Origin of the sequence: Mycobacterium saskatchewanense (genome assembly GCF_010729105.1) — a bacterium.
GTDB lineage: Bacteria > Actinomycetota > Actinomycetes > Mycobacteriales > Mycobacteriaceae > Mycobacterium > Mycobacterium saskatchewanense.
Genome location: NZ_AP022573.1, coordinates 1,092,268 through 1,109,539, shown reverse-complemented (window position 1 = coordinate 1,109,539; position 17,272 = coordinate 1,092,268). Strand labels below are relative to the sequence as shown.

16 protein-coding genes and 1 pseudogene are annotated in these 17,272 nt (G+C 69.0%); 13 read left to right on the top strand and 4 right to left on the bottom strand.

Annotated features, from left to right (window positions below; genetic code table 11):
* Positions 1-134: 134 nt before the first annotated feature.
* The 3 genes from tatC (at position 135) to G6N56_RS05070 (ending at position 4,681) form a co-directional block, all read left to right on the top strand.
* Positions 135-998, top strand: coding sequence for a twin-arginine translocase subunit TatC (gene tatC, locus G6N56_RS05080; protein WP_085254101.1), 864 nt, complete (start codon positions 135-137; stop codon positions 996-998).
* 93 nt (positions 999-1,091) lie between these two features.
* A complete protein-coding gene (locus G6N56_RS05075; RefSeq protein WP_085254100.1) occupies positions 1,092-3,872 on the top strand; it encodes a DEAD/DEAH box helicase in 2,781 nt (926 codons plus the stop codon).
* A 65-nt stretch (positions 3,873-3,937) separates the two neighbouring features.
* Complete coding sequence (locus G6N56_RS05070; RefSeq protein WP_085254032.1) at positions 3,938-4,681, top strand: DUF4333 domain-containing protein; 744 nt, start codon at positions 3,938-3,940, stop codon at positions 4,679-4,681.
* Between the two features lie 4 nt (positions 4,682-4,685).
* Here G6N56_RS05070 and G6N56_RS05065 read toward each other — a convergent pair whose 3' ends face one another.
* Positions 4,686-5,642, bottom strand: coding sequence for a 5'-3' exonuclease (locus G6N56_RS05065; protein ID WP_085254031.1), 957 nt, complete (start codon positions 5,640-5,642; stop codon positions 4,686-4,688).
* A gap of 102 nt (positions 5,643-5,744) precedes the next feature.
* On the opposite strand from G6N56_RS05065, the gene G6N56_RS05060 reads away from it, so the two are divergent.
* The 5 genes from G6N56_RS05060 (at position 5,745) to G6N56_RS05040 (ending at position 10,341) form a co-directional block, all read left to right on the top strand.
* A complete protein-coding gene (locus G6N56_RS05060; protein ID WP_085254030.1) occupies positions 5,745-6,872 on the top strand; it encodes a M24 family metallopeptidase in 1,128 nt (375 codons plus the stop codon).
* Between the two features lie 82 nt (positions 6,873-6,954).
* Positions 6,955-9,471, top strand: coding sequence for a WXG100-like domain-containing protein (locus G6N56_RS05055; RefSeq protein WP_085254029.1), 2,517 nt, complete (start codon positions 6,955-6,957; stop codon positions 9,469-9,471).
* A gap of 30 nt (positions 9,472-9,501) precedes the next feature.
* Positions 9,502-9,714 carry a hypothetical protein gene (locus tag G6N56_RS05050; RefSeq protein ID WP_085254028.1) on the top strand — a complete coding sequence of 71 codons (213 nt, stop codon included), beginning with the start codon at positions 9,502-9,504 and terminating at the stop codon, positions 9,712-9,714.
* A 105-nt stretch (positions 9,715-9,819) separates the two neighbouring features.
* Positions 9,820-10,041, top strand: a complete 222-nt coding sequence (locus G6N56_RS05045; RefSeq protein WP_085254027.1) for a hypothetical protein — start codon at positions 9,820-9,822, stop codon at positions 10,039-10,041.
* A 132-nt stretch (positions 10,042-10,173) separates the two neighbouring features.
* A complete protein-coding gene (locus tag G6N56_RS05040) occupies positions 10,174-10,341 on the top strand; it encodes a hypothetical protein (RefSeq protein ID WP_232069214.1) in 168 nt (55 codons plus the stop codon).
* A 10-nt stretch (positions 10,342-10,351) separates the two neighbouring features.
* On the opposite strand, the gene G6N56_RS05035 is transcribed toward G6N56_RS05040, so the two are convergent.
* A complete protein-coding gene (locus G6N56_RS05035) occupies positions 10,352-10,765 on the bottom strand; it encodes a F420-dependent biliverdin reductase (RefSeq protein ID WP_085254025.1) in 414 nt (137 codons plus the stop codon).
* 35 nt (positions 10,766-10,800) lie between these two features.
* On the opposite strand from G6N56_RS05035, the gene G6N56_RS05030 reads away from it, so the two are divergent.
* The 4 genes from G6N56_RS05030 to G6N56_RS05015 are packed head-to-tail and all read left to right on the top strand — an operon-like array spanning position 10,801 to position 14,196.
* The gene (locus G6N56_RS05030; protein WP_085254024.1) at positions 10,801-11,550 is read left to right on the top strand and encodes a decaprenylphospho-beta-D-erythro-pentofuranosid-2-ulose 2-reductase; all 750 of its coding nucleotides are present in this window, start codon (positions 10,801-10,803) and stop codon (positions 11,548-11,550) included.
* On the top strand, positions 11,547-12,719 hold the full coding sequence (gene cbiE / locus G6N56_RS05025; RefSeq protein WP_085254023.1) for a precorrin-6y C5,15-methyltransferase (decarboxylating) subunit CbiE: 1,173 nt from the start codon (positions 11,547-11,549) through the stop codon (positions 12,717-12,719). The genes G6N56_RS05030 and cbiE overlap by 4 nt, the downstream gene beginning before the upstream one ends.
* A complete protein-coding gene (gene cobM / locus G6N56_RS05020) occupies positions 12,716-13,471 on the top strand; it encodes a precorrin-4 C(11)-methyltransferase (RefSeq protein ID WP_085254099.1) in 756 nt (251 codons plus the stop codon). The genes cbiE and cobM overlap by 4 nt, the downstream gene beginning before the upstream one ends.
* Positions 13,471-14,196 carry a cobalt-precorrin-6A reductase gene (locus tag G6N56_RS05015; protein WP_085254022.1) on the top strand — a complete coding sequence of 242 codons (726 nt, stop codon included), beginning with the start codon at positions 13,471-13,473 and terminating at the stop codon, positions 14,194-14,196. The genes cobM and G6N56_RS05015 overlap by 1 nt, the downstream gene beginning before the upstream one ends.
* Here G6N56_RS05015 and sigC read toward each other — a convergent pair.
* Both sigC and G6N56_RS28840 read right to left on the bottom strand, forming a co-directional pair.
* Positions 14,193-14,747: an RNA polymerase sigma factor SigC gene (sigC, locus tag G6N56_RS28845; RefSeq protein WP_232069306.1), complete on the bottom strand. Its 555-nt coding sequence runs from the start codon at positions 14,745-14,747 to the stop codon at positions 14,193-14,195. The two genes, G6N56_RS05015 and sigC, sit on opposite strands and share 4 nt — an antisense overlap.
* 156 nt (positions 14,748-14,903) lie before the next feature.
* Positions 14,904-15,542 (bottom strand): annotated as a pseudogene (locus G6N56_RS28840) (DUF2275 domain-containing protein); the annotation flags it as partial.
* Positions 15,543-15,701: 159 nt separating this feature from the next.
* Here G6N56_RS28840 and G6N56_RS05005 point away from each other — a divergent pair.
* Positions 15,702-17,252, top strand: a complete 1,551-nt coding sequence (locus G6N56_RS05005; RefSeq protein WP_085254021.1) for a PPE family protein — start codon at positions 15,702-15,704, stop codon at positions 17,250-17,252.
* Positions 17,253-17,272 lie beyond the last annotated feature (20 nt).

Genomic DNA, 17,272 nt, shown 5'->3' with positions numbered 1-17,272 from the left:
CAATCGTCGGCGCGACGCCCGAGCGCCACTGATCAAGCCTCGTGAACACACCCAGAGTCTCAGCGCGCGCCGCGGGCCTGCTGAAGCGGCTCAATCCCCGCCAGCGTCGCAGCCGCACCAATCCCGACGCGACGATGTCGCTGGTCGACCACCTCACTGAGCTGCGCACCCGATTGCTGATCGCGCTCGCGGCGATCCTGCTCACCACGATCTTCGGGTTCTTCTGGTATTCGCACTCGATCTTCGGTCTGGAGAGCCTCGGCGAGTGGTTGCGCCATCCGTACTGTTCGCTGCCGCAGTCGGCGCGCGCGAGCATCAGCGCCGACGGGCAGTGCCGGCTGCTGGCGACGGCTCCCTTCGACCAGTTCATGCTGCGGTTGAAGGTGGGAATGACGGCCGGAGTCGTGCTCGCCTGCCCGGTGTGGTTCTACCAGCTGTGGGCGTTCATCACGCCCGGGCTTTATCAGAAGGAGCGGCGCTTCGCGATCGCGTTCGTGATCCCCGCGGCGATGCTGTTCGTGGCGGGCGCCGTGTTGGCGTACTTCGTGCTGTCCAAGGCGCTGGGCTTCCTGTTGACCGTCGGCAGCGACGTGCAGGTGACCGCGCTTTCGGGTGATAGGTATTTCGGTTTCCTGATCAACCTGCTGGTGGTTTTCGGCGTCAGCTTCGAGTTCCCGTTGCTCATCGCGATGCTCAACATGGCCGGCGTCGTGACCTACGAGCGGCTCAAGTCGTGGCGGCGCGGCCTGATCTTCGGGATGTTCGTGTTCGCCGCCGTCTTCACGCCGGGCTCCGACCCGTTCTCGATGACCGCGCTCGGGGTGGCGCTGTCGGTGCTGCTGGAGTTGGCCATCCAGATCTCCCGCCTGCACGACAGGCGAAAGGCCAAGCGCGAAGCCTTGGCCGAGATCCCCGACGACCAGGCCTCGGTGATCGAGCCACCCGCGCCGATCCCCGAGCCCTCAGTCAGCGCCGGTCAGCATGACGACGTCACGTAGACCGCCGGCGCCTCTCCGCGAGCGCCCGTGTCTGTACGGCGACACGCCGCATTCGGTGTGCATTTACGGACCCTCGCGCGCCGGGGCGCCGGCGTGACCGAGCTGATCGAGCTGCCCCGGTTCACCGCGGAACTGCCCTTTGCGCTCGACGACTTCCAGAAGCGGGCGTGCGCGGCGCTCGAGCGGGGCCACGGAGTGCTGGTGTGCGCGCCGACGGGGGCCGGCAAGACGGTGGTGGGCGAGTTCGCGGTGCACCTCGCGCTGGCGGCCGGCGGCAAGTGCTTCTACACCACGCCGCTCAAGGCGCTCAGCAACCAGAAGCACACCGACTTGACCGCCCGTTACGGGCGCGACCGGATCGGCCTGTTGACCGGCGACGTGTCGGTGAACGGTGACGCGTCGGTGGTGGTGATGACCACCGAGGTGCTGCGGAACATGCTCTACGCGGATTCGCCTGCACTGCAAGGCCTTTCGTATGTGGTGATGGACGAGGTGCACTTCCTCGCCGACCGGATGCGCGGCCCGGTGTGGGAAGAGGTGATCCTGCACCTGCCCGAGGAGGTGCGGTTGGTCAGCCTGTCGGCGACGGTCAGCAACGCCGAGGAGTTCGGTGGCTGGATCCAGACCGTGCGCGGCGACACCACCGTGGTGGTCGACGAGCATCGGCCGGTGCCACTGTGGCAGCACGTCATGGTGGGCAAGCGGCTCTACGACTTGTTCGACTACCGGAATGCGTCGGCCCACGCGCAGCCCGACGGCGCCGGCAAGCCGCGCGTCGACCCGGAGCTGCTGCGGACGATCGCACACCGGCGCGAGGCGGACCGGCTGTCGGACTGGCAGCCGCGCCGGGGACGGTCCGCGGCCAGGGGAGGCGGTTCCGGGCGGCCGCGGTTCTACCGGCCGCCCGCGCGGCCGGACGTCATCGCGACCCTGGACTCCCACGGGTTGCTGCCGGCGATCACGTTCGTGTTCTCCCGGGCCGGCTGCGACGCGGCGGTCGCCCAGTGTCTGCGGTCGCCGCTGCGGCTGACGAGCCAGGACGAGCGCGCGCAGATCGCCGAGATCATCGAGCACCGCTGCGGCGACCTGGCCGACGCCGACCTGGCGGTGCTGGGGTACTACGAGTGGCGGGAGGGGCTGCTGCGAGGCCTGGCGGCTCATCACGCCGGGATGCTCCCGGCGTTCCGGCACACCGTCGAGGAGCTGTTCACCGCCGGACTGGTCAAGGCGGTGTTCGCGACCGAGACGCTGGCGCTCGGGATCAACATGCCCGCGCGCACCGTGGTGCTCGAGCGGCTGGTGAAGTTCAACGGCGAGCAGCACGTGCCGCTGACGCCGGGGGAATACACGCAGCTGACCGGGCGCGCGGGCCGGCGCGGCATCGACGTCGAGGGCCACGCGGTCGTGCTGTGGAATCCCGCCGAGGACACCACCGACCCGTCGGCCGTGGCCGGCCTGGCGTCCACCCGCACCTTCCCGCTGCGCAGTTCGTTCGCCCCGTCGTACAACATGACCATCAACCTGGTGCACCGGATGGGGCCCGAGCAGGCGCACCTGCTCCTCGAGCAGTCGTTCGCGCAGTACCAGGCCGACCGGTCGGTCGTCGGGCTCGTGCGCGGCATCGACCGAGGCAAGAAGATGCTCGACGAGATCGCGGCCGAGCTGGGCGGGCCTGACGCGCCGATCCTGGAGTACGCGCGGCTGCGGGCGCGGATCTCGGAGATGGAGCGCGCGCAGTCCCGCGCGTCGCGGCTGCACCGACGGCAGGCCGCCACCGACGCGCTGGCCTCGCTGCGCCGCGGCGACATCATCAACATCACCCACGGACGGCGGGGTGGACTGGCGGTGGTGCTGGAGTCGGCCCGCGACAGCGCCGACCCCCGCCCGCTGGTGCTGACCGAGCACCGCTGGGCCGGGCGCATCTCGTCGGCGGACTATTCGGGCGCCTCGGCGCCGGTCGGTTCCATGGCGCTGCCCAAGCGGGTGGAACACCGTCAGCCGCGGGTGCGACGCGACCTGGCCTCGGCGTTGTTGTCGGCCGCCGCCGGGCTGGACGCCCCGGTCAGCCGCCGCCGCGGCCACGGCGACGCGGACGAGGGCTTCCACGACCCCGAGCTGGCTTCGCTGCGGGCCGAGCTGCGCCGGCACCCCTCGCACAACACGCCGGGCGTCGAGGAGCTGGTCCGTCAGGGCGAGCGGTACCTGCGCATCGAACGCGACAACGCCCAGCTGGAGAGGAAGGTGGCCGCCGCGACGAACTCGCTGGCCCGCACCTTCGACCGCATCGTCGGGCTGCTCACCGAGCGCGGGTTCATCCAGGGTCCCGCCGACGACCCGCACGTCACCGACGACGGACGCTTGCTGGCCCGCATCTACAGCGAAAGCGACCTGCTGGTCGCCGAATGCCTGCGCACCGGCGCCTGGGCGGACTTGAAGCCGGCCGAGCTCGCGGCGGTGGTCTCGGCGGTCCTGTACGAGACCCGGGGCGGCGACGGGCCCGGCGGGGGTGTTGCCGCCGAGGTGCCCACGCAGCGGCTGCGTCAGGCGCTGCAGCAGACGGCGCGGCTGTCCACCGAGCTGCGCGCCGACGAGCAAGCGCACCGGATCGCGCCGAGCCGGGAACCCGACGACGGCTTCGTCACCGTGATGTACCGCTGGGCCCGGACGGGCGACCTGGCGGCGGCGCTGGCCGCCGCCGACCTCGGTGGCACCGGCTCGCCGCTGCTGGCCGGCGATTTCGTCCGGTGGTGCCGCCAGGTGCTCGACCTGCTGGACCAGGTCCGCAACGCCGCGCCCGACACCGAGCTGCGCTCCACCGCCAGGCAGGCCATCAACGATGTTCGGCGCGGCGTCGTCGCAGTTGACGCCGGGTAGGCTGAGCCGCAGCTACGGTTAGAGCCGTAGCGAAAGCCAAGACAGCAAGGGGCTGAGGAGAAACGATGAGCGGACCGCAGGGATCCGACCAGCAGTGGCAACCGCCCGGTCATGCGGGTGACCAGTCCTCGGAACCGACTCAGGTGGGCTCGCCCTGGCAGCAGCAGCCGCCGACTCAGGAAGCGACCTGGCAGGCGCCCGCGTATACGCCGCCCGCCGACTATCCGCAGTACCAGCAGCCCACCGAGCAGCAGGGCTATCAGCAGCCGTACCCGCAGCAGCCCGGCTATGGCCAGGGCGGCCAGTACGCCCAGCCGGGCCAATACGCCCAGCCGGGCCAATATGGTCAGCCGGGACAGTACGCCCAGCCGGGCCAATATGGTCAGCCGGGACAGTACGGTCAGCCGGGTCAGCCGGGGCAGTACGGTCAGTATCCGCAGCAGTACCCGCCATATGAGCAACCGGGCAAGAAGCGCTCCGGCGCGCTGATCGGCGGCGTCGCCGCCGCGGTCGCCGTGGTCATCATCGCGGCGGTGGGAGTGCTCGGCTTCCTGTGGCCCGGTTGGTTCGTCACCACGAAGCTGGACGTCAACAAGGCGCAGGCCGGGGTGCAGCAGATCCTCACCGACGAGACCAACGGCTACGGCGCCAAAAACGTCAAGGACGTCAAGTGCAACCACGGCCAGGATCCCGTCGTCAAGAAGGGCGGCACCTTCGACTGCGACGTCAGCATCGACGGCGCGGCCAAGCGCGTGACGGTGACGTTCCAGGACAACAAGGGCACCTACGAGGTCGGCCGCCCGCAGTAGGTCGTTACGAGGGCAGAGCGTCCAGTGCCTTCTGCAGCCGGGCGATCGAGGACCCGACGCCCAGTTGAGTTGCCAGCTCCGCCGTGCGCTTGGGGTCGGCGGCGACCAGCGGCAGCGCGTCGGTAGGGGTGGACAGTTCCACCGGCGCGTCGGTCGCCACTCGCACTACCTGGTGTGCGGCGTCGAGGTAGTCGTCGGCGGCCAGCAGCTTGGCCCGCAGCCCCTTTGCCAGGTTCGACTTGGGGTCGCGCGCCGCGGCGCGAATCTGTTCCAGCGAGCCGTGCTGACCCAGCAGCGTGGCCGCCGTCTTCTCACCGATGCCGGGGACACCGGGCAGGCCGTCGGACGGATCGCCGCGCAACAGCGCCAGTTCGGCGTAGGCCTGCCCGGCCCGTTCTCGGGGCACGCCATAGTGTTCGGCGACCTCGGCGGGCCCGAACAACGTCGCCTTCGCCAGCCCGCGACCCAGGTAGAGGACCCGAACCGGGACGGGATCGTCGGACACCACCTGAAGCAGGTCACGGTCCCCGCTGACCACGACCACCGGGTTCCGGCGTTCCCGCGCCGCCAGCGTGCCCAGCACGTCGTCGGCCTCGAACCCGGCCGCGCCGGCCGTCGGGATTCCGAAGGCGTCCAGCAGGTCGGTGATCATGTCGATTTGGGGCGTGAGGTCGTCGGGGACTTCCTCGACGTCGGGTTCGCCCTGGGGCTCCGCCTCCGCCACGCGATGGGCCTTGTACGACGGGACGAGGTCCACGCGGAATTGCGGGCGCCAATCGAGGTCCAGGCAGACCGCGAGGCGGCTGGGCCGTTGCTGACCGATCACCACGGCCATCGAGTCGATGAATCCGCGTACGGCGTTGACGGGTCTGCCGTCGGGTGCGGTGATCGATGACGGCACCCCGAAGTACGAGCGGAACCACATGCTCGCGCCGTCGAGCAGCACCAGGGGCGATTGCATGGCGGCTATAGTCTCACGCGCCGAGCGTCGACTTGTTGCTGGCCAATTGGGGTGTATGGCGCAACAACCCGACGTTCGACGGGCGCGGTTAGCCTGAAACCTATGGATTCGCACCGATTCGACGCTTCCGTGTATGCCCGCCGGTTGGCGTCGGCGGCCTCGGCGACTGCCGACGCGGGCCTGACGGGATTGGTGATCACCCCGGGCTACGACCTGCGCTACCTCGTCGGCTCGCGTGCGCAGACGCACGAACGGCTCACCGCGCTGGTATTGCCCGCGTCCGGCGACCCGACGGTTGTCGTGCCGCGCCTGGAACTGGCCTCGCTCAAGGAATCGGCGATCGCGGAACTCGGCGTCGCGGTGCGCGACTGGGTCGACGGCGACGACCCCTACCGGCTGGTGAGCGCCGCTTTGGGGGGAGCCCCGGCCGCCACGGCAGTCACCGATTCCATGCCCGCGCTGCACCTGTTGCCGCTGGCCGAAGTGCTCGGCCTACTGCCGGTCCTGGCCACCGACATCCTGCGCGCGCTGCGGATGGTGAAGGAGGAGTGCGAGATCGATGCGCTGCGCAAGGCCGGCGCGGCCATCGATCGCGTGCACGCCCGGGTGTCCGAATTCCTGATCCCGGGTCGCACCGAGGCCGACGTCGCCGCCGACATCGCCGACGCCATTGTCGCCGAAGGGCATTCGGAGGTGGCGTTCATCATCGTCGGCTCCGGTCCGCACAGCGCCGACCCACACCACGGGTATTCGGACCGTGAGCTGCAATCCGGTGACATCGTCGTCGTCGACATCGGTGGTGCGTACGGGGCCGGGTACCATTCCGACTCGACGCGGACCTACAGCATCGGCCAGCCCGATCCTGATGTGGCGCAGCAATATTCGGTACTGCAACAAGCGCAGCGCGCCGCCTTCGAGGCTGTCCGGCCGGGCGTGACGGCCGAGGAGGTCGACGCCACCGCCCGCGACGTGCTGGCTCGGGCGGGCCTCGCGGAGGCTTTCGTGCACCGCACCGGACACGGCATCGGCCTGTCGGTGCACGAGGAGCCCTACATCGTCGCCGGCAACGACCTGCCCCTTACGGCGGGCATGGCCTTCTCCATCGAGCCGGGCATCTACTTTCCCGGTCATTGGGGCGCCCGCATCGAGGACATCGTCATCGTGACCGAGGACGGCGCCGAGGCCGTCAACCACCGGCCGCACGAGTTGATCGTGGTGCCAGGGGCTTAGAACCTTATCGCTCGTGGCTATGTCCACAGCGCGATCAGTAGGTGAATAGCGACGCGAACCGCTCTGGGCGAGACTTTCGCGCGTGGTTCCCCTGGTTGTTGATCCCGAGGCCCTGTTCGCCGCCGGAAGCGCCGTCGTTGCCGCTGGTGGGGGCCTGGCCGCGAACCTGACCATCTTGGCCGCCGGGATGTCCGCCCACACCGGGCTGGATGTGGCCGGGGTGGTATTTGGGCTCGGCTACCAAGAAGCGGCCGGGTCGTTGTTGAAGGCTGCGGCCGCCGCGATCAACGCGTGTCGCTCCTGCGGCGTGACCATTCAGCAAGGGGCAGTGAACTATTCGAACGCCGAAGCGGCGTCGACGCTAGGCGGCGGGAGCGGTGAGCTGCAACCGCCCGATGAACCGGCGAAGGTGACCGCGCCGGGGCCGCCGGGGACACTAGGTCCCGGCAAACCACCACCGTCGCTGTGGGCGGTGGTGCAGTCGTTCCTCGACGACGTGTGGCCCGATGGCGACGTGGCGGCGCTCCGCTCGGCGGCGGCACGTTGGCGCAACTTCGGCACGGCAATTAGCGGCATGCAAGCTGCGCTCGCTGCCTCGAAATCACTGTTCGATTCACAGCACCTTCCCGAAGGCGGCCTGATCGACGACGCCCTTTCGCAGATCAGCGTGCTGATGACCAACATCGGGGAGGCCTGCAAGAAACTGGCCGCCAGTCTCGAGGACTTCGCCCGCGAGGTCGGGAATGCACAGAACGCAATACGGGACCTGCTGGACCAGTTGGAGTCGCTGACCGATCTGGTGCACGACGTGGTGCTGATCGTCGAGGGTGATGCGCTCGATGAGGTCGAAAGGATTGCCGCGGATATCGGCGGCGTCCAACACAACCTGGGGCGCCAAGCGCAAGCCTTCGAGCAGGGAATCAAAGTCTTGACACAGCTCGGCGACGGCTTGGTGGTCAAGCTCGAAAAGTACACACGCCGTCAGTTGACCCACTTTTTGGGCGACGAGGTCGGCAATCCGGTGGCGACGGTCTTCGACGCCGTGGTCAACGCGAACGAGGGCTCGCTCAAGGGTGCGCTCGGCATGGTGCAAGGCATGGCCGCGACGGACCCGCGCCGATTCCTGCTCGATCCCGAGGGCGCTGCCACCACCTGGAAGGGCATGTTCCGGGGCGGCCTGGCCGACATTGCCCTGCACCCGAAGGAGGGCATTGAAGCAAATCGTCAGAACTGGAGAGCGCTTCTCCACCTTGACGATTGGAGTACGGCCCGGCCCGGGTTGGGCCTCGGCGAGAACCTCTTCGATGTGGCGTCGCTGTTCATCCCCGGGATCGGGGAAGCCGGTGCGGTGACGGACGGAACCTCCGCTGCGGCGCGCGGCGCCGACGCCGCGGCCGACGCGGCCGAGCGTGCGGGCGGGAGTGCCGCTGACGGGTTGCAAGGTCTCGCGGCCGCACGTGGCCCGTTGGGCGAGATCGCCAAGTCGGCCACCGGACTGACTCAAGGCCTTGACGGACTCGCTGGGAAGCTGCCGAAGATTGAGCCCCCGGGTGGACGTCCTGCGCATTTCCCGCCCGGCAAGGCACCCGAATCACCGATGGGGCCGACAGCGCGGTCGCCGGAATCCGGACCGCCACACGGCGCGCCGAAAATTGGACGGCCTGATGAGCCCAGCGCGTTGGGTGACTCGCCGTCCGCGGAACCGAAAGGGTCCAACCACGCGCAGCGCGGCCTGCATGGGCCTACGCCCGTCGAGGATCCGGTCGATGCTGCGGCCGAGCACGGCGCGCATGCGCCCATCTCTGCAACTGTTCCGAGCGAGCAACTCCCCGACAGAGTGTCCGTATCGCCCAGGGATGCTCCCGCAGAACCCTCACCAGTTGAGGCGCACTCATCGCAGCCGGCGCCAGCTCCGTCGACTGCACAAATCAGGACGCCGGAGCCCGATTTGCCGACGTCGGAGGCCGGCGCAAACGGGCTCGGGAATGGCCGGTCTCCGGGCGGAGGCCCCCACGAACTTGCGCCTCATCAGGGGGAACCGCACGAGCCGGGCGACGGTGACCCAGGCGATGGTGGCCACGGCGCCAGCGCTGCCCCCGGCGAGTCCTCTGAGACGGGTGTCCATCCAGGTTCTTCTGCAGATCCAACACCGAATGATGTCGCCGCGCTTGCCGACTACACTGGTACTGGCTATGAAGATTTAAACGACGCGTTGAGGAGAGACGTTTTGGACGCGTCTCAGAGGTCTCGGGTTGAGGCGCTCAACGACGCGCTTGGCAAGTTTCCTCCGTATGAAGGCCCCGTAGTTCGCGGCACCGATTTACCGCCCGAGATCCTTGCCCATTATCAGCCCGGTGAGTACATCATAGAAAAGGGGTTTTTGAGCACGACAACTGATCCAGACGTACTGCAGTCGGATGCGTTTATCGGCAACGTCGAATTTAGGATCATTTCTTGCACCGGCCGCGATGTTGCCGCTTTCTCGATCGTACCTGAGGAGCGAGAAGTGCTGTTTCCGTCGCACACGAGATTTTTTGTTTTGAGCAAGACGATTGATCCGATGACAAATCGTACAATCATTGAAATGATCGAAGAGTAGTCAAACGGTCACTCGGGACAGGAGATAAGGATGGAAGAGATCGCTGGAAAGATCTTCTTGTCGCCGGAGGAAGCAGGGGTCCCTCCGCCGACGAAGGAGAAAATCGAGCGCGCACGAAAGATGTTCGCTGAGTTTCAGGAAAAGGTGGATGCCGTGCGAGACGAGGACCGGCCCAAGACGATATCGCCGAAATTCTGGGATGACATATCGGGTACCGAGTATGAGAAACCAAGTCAAGGGTAGGCTTCCATCGCTCCATGATCTTCGCTCCGCATAACGGTGTGCGGAAATACATAACGCGTGTTAACCGAAGAGTAGTCAAACGGTCACTCGGGACAGGAGATACGGATGGAAGAGATCGCTGGAAAGATCTTCTTGACTCCGGAGGAGGCGGGGGTCCCTCCGCCGACGAAGGAGAAGATCGAGCGCGCACGAAAGATGTTCGCTGAGTTTCAGAAAAAGGTGGATGCCGCCCGAGACGAGGGCCGACCCAACCGGCCCACCAAAACTTCGCCGAAATTCTGGAATGACACATCGGGTACCGAATATGAGAAACCAAGTCAAGGGTAGACTTGGTTCGGTGTCACCATCAACGCTGGGCCGCACCGTTCAAAAATCACCCCGTTGATGTGGGATTAGGCTGCAATTGACATGAGTAAAAGAATTGCGGGAAAGACCTTTTCGACGCCGGAGGAGGCTGGGGTGACGCCGCCGACGCAAGAGGAGCTAGCGGAGGCGCGCAGGGTATTCGACGAATTCGAGCAAAAGATCAACGCGGTGGCGCCCGAGGATCGAGTCAAAGAAGTGTCACCGAAATTCTGGGATGACATCTCGGGTACCGAGTTCGACCCTCGCAGGAATGAGCGCTGAGGGCACGCCCCTACTGCTCGCCCCGGTCCAGCAAACCCGACGAGCCGAGCACCCGCTCGATCTGCACCTCGATGACCACCCGCTTCGGGTTGGCGCGCGGCGTCCGGTAGCGCTGCGCGTAGCGCAGCTCGGCGTCGCGCACGGCATCGGCGTCGCCGTTCACTTGTGACCGACCCTCCAGCGACAGCCAGCGCGCGCCGTCGACCTGGCTGAGCACCGCCACGCCACCGCGATCGGCGTTCACCGCCTTCTGCGAGCCGCCGGTGGTGATCACGCGCGCGATGTGAGTCTTGGGATCGAAGGTGAATCCCACCGCCACCACGTGCGGTGATCCGTCGGCGCGCAGCGTCGTCAGCATGGCCAGGTGGCGTTCGGAAAGAAAGGCCAGCGCGTCGTCGGTGAGCCGCGTAGTGGTATTCGCCATCACCGCCCACGCTAGCGCAGGCGATAATCGCAGCCGTGGACGACACGGTTGCTGGTCCGGTTCTGGTTCTGGGCGGCCGCAGCGAGATCGGCATCGAGCTCGCGCGGCGCCTCGCTCCGGGCGCAACGGTGGTGTTGGCCGCCCGCAAGGTCGATCAGCTCGACGACGAAGTCGCGACGCTGACGGCTGCCGGTGCCGCCGAAGTGCACACCGCGGAGTTCGACGCCGACGACCTGGCCTCGCACGGCCCGCTGGTCGACGCGATCGTCGCCGAGCACGGCCCCATCGGCGTCGCGGTGCTGGCCTTCGGGATCCTCGGCGACCAGGCCCGCGCCGAGGCCGACGCCGCGCACGCGGTCGCCATCGTCCACACCGACTATGTCGCCCAGGTCAGCATGCTCACCCACCTGGCCGCCGCCATGCGATCGGCCCGCACCGGGTCGCTGGTGGTGTTCTCGTCGGTGGCCGGCGTTCGGGTGCGCCGCGCGAACTACGTCTACGGCTCGGCCAAGGCCGGCCTGGACGGTTTCGCCAGCGGCCTGGCCGACGCCCTGCACGGCACCGGCGTGCGGCTGCTGATCGCCCGCCCCGGATTCGTCATCGGCCGCATGACCCAGGGCATGACGCCCGCGCCGCTGTCCAGCACCCCCGACCAGGTGGCCGCCGCCACCGCGCGGGCGCTGGCCAAGGGAAGGCGGACGGTGTGGATCCCGTGGGCGCTGCGCCCGACGTTTTTCGCGATGCGGCTGCTGCCGCAGTTCGTTTGGCGCAGGATGCCGCGATGATCGTCGTCGTCGGGATCGGCGCCGACGGCATGGCGGGGCTTGTCGAGTCGTCGCGCGCCGAATTACGAAGCGCCACTGTGATCTACGGATCCAAGCGGCAGCTCGACCTGCTCGACGAGACCGTGCCCGCACCCCGTCGCGAGTGGCCGTCACCAATGTTGCCCGCGCTGGAGTCGCTGCTCGACGCCAACAACGGCGACATCCACGTCGTCGCCAGCGGTGATCCGTTGCTGCACGGGATCGGCGGCACGCTGATCCGGCTGCACGGCGCGGACAAAGTCAGGGTGCTGCCGCACGTCAACTCGGTGACGCTGGCGTGCGCGCGGATGGGCTGGAACGTCCACGACACCGAGGTCATCAGCCTGGTCACCGCCGAACCACACACCGCGGTGCGCCGGGGCGGGCAGGCAATCGTCCTGTCGCGCGACCGCTCCACGCCGCACACGCTGGCGGCGCTGCTCACCGCCCACGGCCGCGGGCAATCAGAGTTGACCATGCTCGAACGGCTCGGCGGCCCGGCCGAACAGCGCCGCGACGGCGTGGCCCGCCAGTGGGCCGACAATCCGCCGACGGACGTCGACGACCTCAACGTCACCGCCGTCCGCTACCTGCCCGACGAACGAGTCTCACCGCCGCCCGACGCCGCCTTCGCCCACGACGGGCAGATCACCAAGCACGCGATCCGCGCAACGACCCTGGCCGCGCTGGCGCCGCGGCCGGGGGAGCGGTTGTGGGACGTCGGGGCCGGCTCGGGAAGCATCGGCGTCGAATGGTGCCTGAGCTGGCCCGGATGCAGCGCGGTGGCGTTCGAGCACGACGAGCGGCGGCGCGTCAACATCACCCACAACGCCGCGGCATTCGGCGTCCGCCTCGACGTGCGCGGCGCGGCTCCCGACGCGTTCGATGGGGCCGACGCGCCGTCGGCGATCTTCATTGGCGGCGGACTGACCCAGCCGGGTCTGCTCGACGCGTGCCTGGACCACCTTCCGCCCGGCGGGCGGCTGGTGGCCAACGTCGTCACCGCCGAATCCGAAGCGCTACTCGTGCAATCCTATTCGCGCTACGGCGGCGAGTTGCGACGCTTCCAGCACTACCAGGGCGAGCCGCTCGGCGGATTCACCGGCTGGCGCCCGCAGTACCCGGTCACCCAGTGGGCGGTGACCCGATGACGGTGTATTTCATCGGTGCGGGACCCGGCGCCGCCGACCTCATCACCGTCCGCGGCCAACGGCTGCTGCAGCGGTGCGAGACCTGCCTGTATGCGGGCTCCATTATGCCCGATGATCTGCTGGCTTGGTGCCCGCCGGGCGCGAAACTCGTTGACACCGGCCCGCTTACGCTCGAACAGATCATCGACGAACTCGCCGACGCCGACGCGGCCGGGCACGACGTGGCCCGGCTGCACTCGGGCGACCCCTCGCTGTACAGTGCGCTGGCCGAGCAGTGCCGGCGCCTGGACGCGCTGGGCATCGACTACGAGATCGTGCCCGGCGTCCCGTCGTTCGCCGCGGCGGCGGCCGCGCTGAAACGGGAGCTCACCGTTCCCGGCGTCGCGCAGACGGTGACGCTGACGCGGGTGGCCACCCTGTCGACGGCCATGCCGCCCGGGGAAGACCTCGTCACCCTGGCCCGTTCGGGAGCCACCCTCGTCCTGCACCTGGCCGCCGCGCAGATCGACGCGATCGTCCCGCAGCTTCTCGACGGCGGATACCGCCACGAAACACCCGCCGCCGCAGTCGCTTTCGCCAGCTGGCCACAACAGGCCGTGCTACGCGGCACGCTCGGCGACATCGCCGAACAGATGCGCGGCGCGGGCATCACCAAGACCGCCGTCATCGTCGTCGGCGACGCGCTCGCCGCCGAGGGGTTCACCGACAGCTACCTGTACTCCACGGGGCGGACCCGGGGGAGCCGGCACTGATGCGGGTGCTCCTGCTCGGCGGCACCGCCGAGGCGCGCGCGCTGGCGACGACGCTGCACCCGCGCGTCGACGTCGTCAGCTCGCTGGCGGGCCGCGTCCCGGACCCCGCGCTGCCGGTCGGCTCGGTGCGCGTCGGCGGATTTGGCGGCGTCGACGGGCTCCGCCGCTGGCTGCGCGACGAACGCATCGACGCCGTCGTGGACGCCACCCATCCGTTCGCCGCGACCATGACCGCCCACGCGGCGCAAGCCTGCGGAGAGCAGGGGATCCCGCACCTGGTCCTTGCCCGACCCGCCTGGGACCCCGGCGACTCCCTGGTCGTCGAGTCGGACGCCCAGGCCGCCGAAACGGTTGAGCAACAGGGTTATTCGCGAGTCTTCCTGACCACCGGCCGTTCGGGTGTCAATGCCTTCGCCGACAGTGATGCCTGGTTCCTCATCCGCGCGGTCACCGAACCCGACGGTTCCGTCCTGCCGCGCCGGTATGAGCTCGTGTTGTCCCGGGGCCCCTACCGCTACGACGACGAACTGGCGTTGCTGCGTGGCCACGGGATCGATGCCCTGGTGACCAAGAACAGCGGCGGCGACATGACGCGGGCAAAACTGGATGCGGCTGCGGCGCTGGACGTTCCGGTGGTGATGGTGGCCCGGCCGCCGCTGCCCGGGGGCGTGCGGACGGTCGGCACGGTGGGCGAGGCCGCCGAATGGGTGGCGGGACTGGTTTAGCCGGTCAGGTCTTCCCGGTCGACGTCGGCAAGCAGGGCGTCGCGCGCGCGGGCCACGCGGGAGCGAATGGTGCCCACCGGGCAGCCGCACACGGCTGCCGCGTCGGCGTAGGGGAGTCCGAGCAGCTGGGTGAGCAGCAGGGCTTCGCGCTGTTCGGTGGTGAGGTTGGCGATCATCTGGGTCACCTCGACCAGGTCTTCGAAGCCGCGGGCGTGGCGGTCACCGCGAACGAGATGGGCCGGATCGGCACCCACCGCGGTGCGCGGCCGCGACTGCGCGTAACGAATGTGATCGGCGACGACGCGGCGCGCGATCGCCAAGAGCCAGGTCCGCGCGCTCGAGCGTCCGGAGAATCGCTCGATCGCGCTGATGGCGCGGAGGAAGGTCTCCTGGGTGAGATCGTCGGCGTTGCCGGCGTCGCACAGATACGTCACGAACCGCCACACGTCCTGCTGGGTGGCCCTGATGAACGCCTCCAGGGCCCGGGCATCCCCGCGTGCGGCTTGGAGGGCCAGCTCGGTGACGGCCTCGTCGTCGCTGGACGCGGTCATGGCCAACCACCTTAGTGTCGCGGGCTTGACCAGTCTACGACGGGTCGTCGTAGAGACCGCGGCGGGGGACCGATTGATCGGCCACAGGTGGCCGCGCCGTCGCGCCTGGGGTGACGGGGCCCGCGCCGGGGCGCGGTCGGTATATGAGGTATCGCTCTGCGGCGTGTGCGTGCCGACCCGCTCCCGGGCCACCAGCAAGGTGAAGACCAGGCCGAGCAGGATGGGCATGTGGCTGGCGACGCGTGCCGCCGTCACCTCGCCGTTGAACGCGTCGACGACCACATAACTCAGCAGTGCCACCGAATACACGCCCGTAATCGCTGCGACACCGATTGCGGTGACGGGCCACACGCCGGCGGCGACCATCGCCAAACCGAGCGCCAGAAGCCAGGCCGTGGACTCGTGCATCAGGTGCTCGCCGGACATCGCGCCGTGCATGTGCGTCGAGACCATGCCGAAATCCATGCCGCTGATCTGCGCAGCGGCGATCGCCACCTGGAACAGGCCGACGGCGACCAGTCCCCAGCGCCGGTAGTGCCTGCGCACTGCCCGCATCCAGCGTCCCTGCCGCGTCGTTGCCCCCTCGCCGACGCTCGCCAGGATCCTGTCCACCAGGTCCGGCCCCTGACCGGGTTCGATCGAGGCGAGCCGCCGAGTCTGCACGGCCGCACCGATGAGCCAGGTTCGGCAACCGCGACACGATTCCAGGTGGGCGTCGACCTGCTGCGCGAGCACCTGCGGACGCTCGCCGTCCAACCGCGCAGAAAGCGCCTCGCGCGCAACGTCACACCGCATCCCTGCATCGTTGCGCATGGCTGGTCCAGGCGCAAAGACATCGCCGAACAAGTAGTTGGGAACCAAACCGCCCCGCCAACCGACCACTGGAGGAGCACAGCCCGCAAAGCCACTCGAAGAGGTGTTCGTGTCCCAGCGCATCCGCAACGGTCCCCGGCGATGACCGCCCCGATCTGGATGGCCTTCCCCCCGGAGGTGCACTCGGCGATGCTGAGCAGCGGTCCCGGCCCGGGGCCCCTGCTGGCGGCCGCGGGGGCGTGGTCGTCGCTGGCCACCGAATACGACGCCGCGGCAGACGAACTCACCGCACTGTTGGGCGAGGCGCAGGCCGCGTGGGACGGCCCGACCGCGGAGCAATACGTGGTGGCGCACGCTCCCTACCTCGGCTGGCTGCACGGAAAGGCCGCCGATGCCGCTGTCGCCGCCGCGCTGCACCAGACGGCTGCCGGCGCCTATGCCACCGCGCTGGCAACCATGCCCACGCTCGCCGAGCTTGCCGCCAACCACGCGGTGCACGGCGTGTTGATCGCCACCAACTTCTTCGGGATCAACACGATTCCCATTGCGGTCAACGAGGCGGACTACGTGCGCATGTGGCTGCAGGCGGCCGAAACCATGACGACCTATCAGCTGATCTCCGAGTCGGCCCTGGCGGCGGCCCCGATGGCCGCGCCGCCGCCGCAGATCGTGGCCGCCAACCTCGACCACGCCGACGCCTCCACGACCCACCAACAAGCCAGCGCGGCAGCCAACCAGGCGGCGTCATGGCAGGACCAGCTCACGGCGATCATCAAGCAGTACACCAGTCAGTTCGCCTGGCCCGTGTCCAAGGACCTCAACCCGGCCGGGTGGCCCTTCCCTCCGACGCCGTTCGTCAACGGCATCACCTCGACGCTGACCCAGATTCCGGGGTTCACCCCGGCCCTCGCCAACGCCATCGCGTGGGCGACCTTCCATACGCTGATGATCTTCTGGCCGTTCGGGCAACAGGCGATCCAGTTGGCGGTGTCCCTGACCCCGGCGCTGGCCGCGGTGGTGCCGGCCGCCGGCGCCATCGGGGTGACCGCGGGCGCGGGAGTCGCGGCCGGCATCGCCGTTCCGGTGTCCCTGGCCACCGGCATCCCGGCGGCAATGCCGGTCGGCGCCGCGCCGGCCCCGGCGGTGGCGCCGGGTGTGTCGGCGACCGCGGGCACCGCACCGGTGCTCTCGAGCCCAAACCCGGCGCCAAGCCCGGCGACGCCTTTGGGGGGCGGACCCGTCGGTGGGGGTCCGGGTGTCGGTTTCGGGCCGGGGGCGACGACGGGGCTCGGCGCCGGCCTGGCCGATTCTCTCTACGCCGTCGGCGTGGCGGGACTGTCGGCACGCGGCAGCGCGAGCGGTCGCGCGCGTCGGCGTTCGGAGGAACCGGTGCCCGACGACGCCGACGAGCCGGCGGCGGCCGCGGCCGCCGCTGATGGCCGGACGCGACGGCGCCGTCGCCGCGGGGCGACGGTCGAGGATCGCGCGCATCGCTATGAGTTCATGGACATCGACGACGCCGCGGACCCGGGGCCCGAGTCGTCCGACTGTGGAGCGGGTCCGTTCGGATTCGCCGGCGTTAGCGCGAAGGCCGGTACCGGTCGGCCTGCCGGTCTGATGACGCTCGCCGACGATGGATGGAACGGTGCCCCGGCCGTGCCGAATAGCTGGGACGGGCGAGCGGCCGAATAGAGCTGCGCGCAACCCCATTC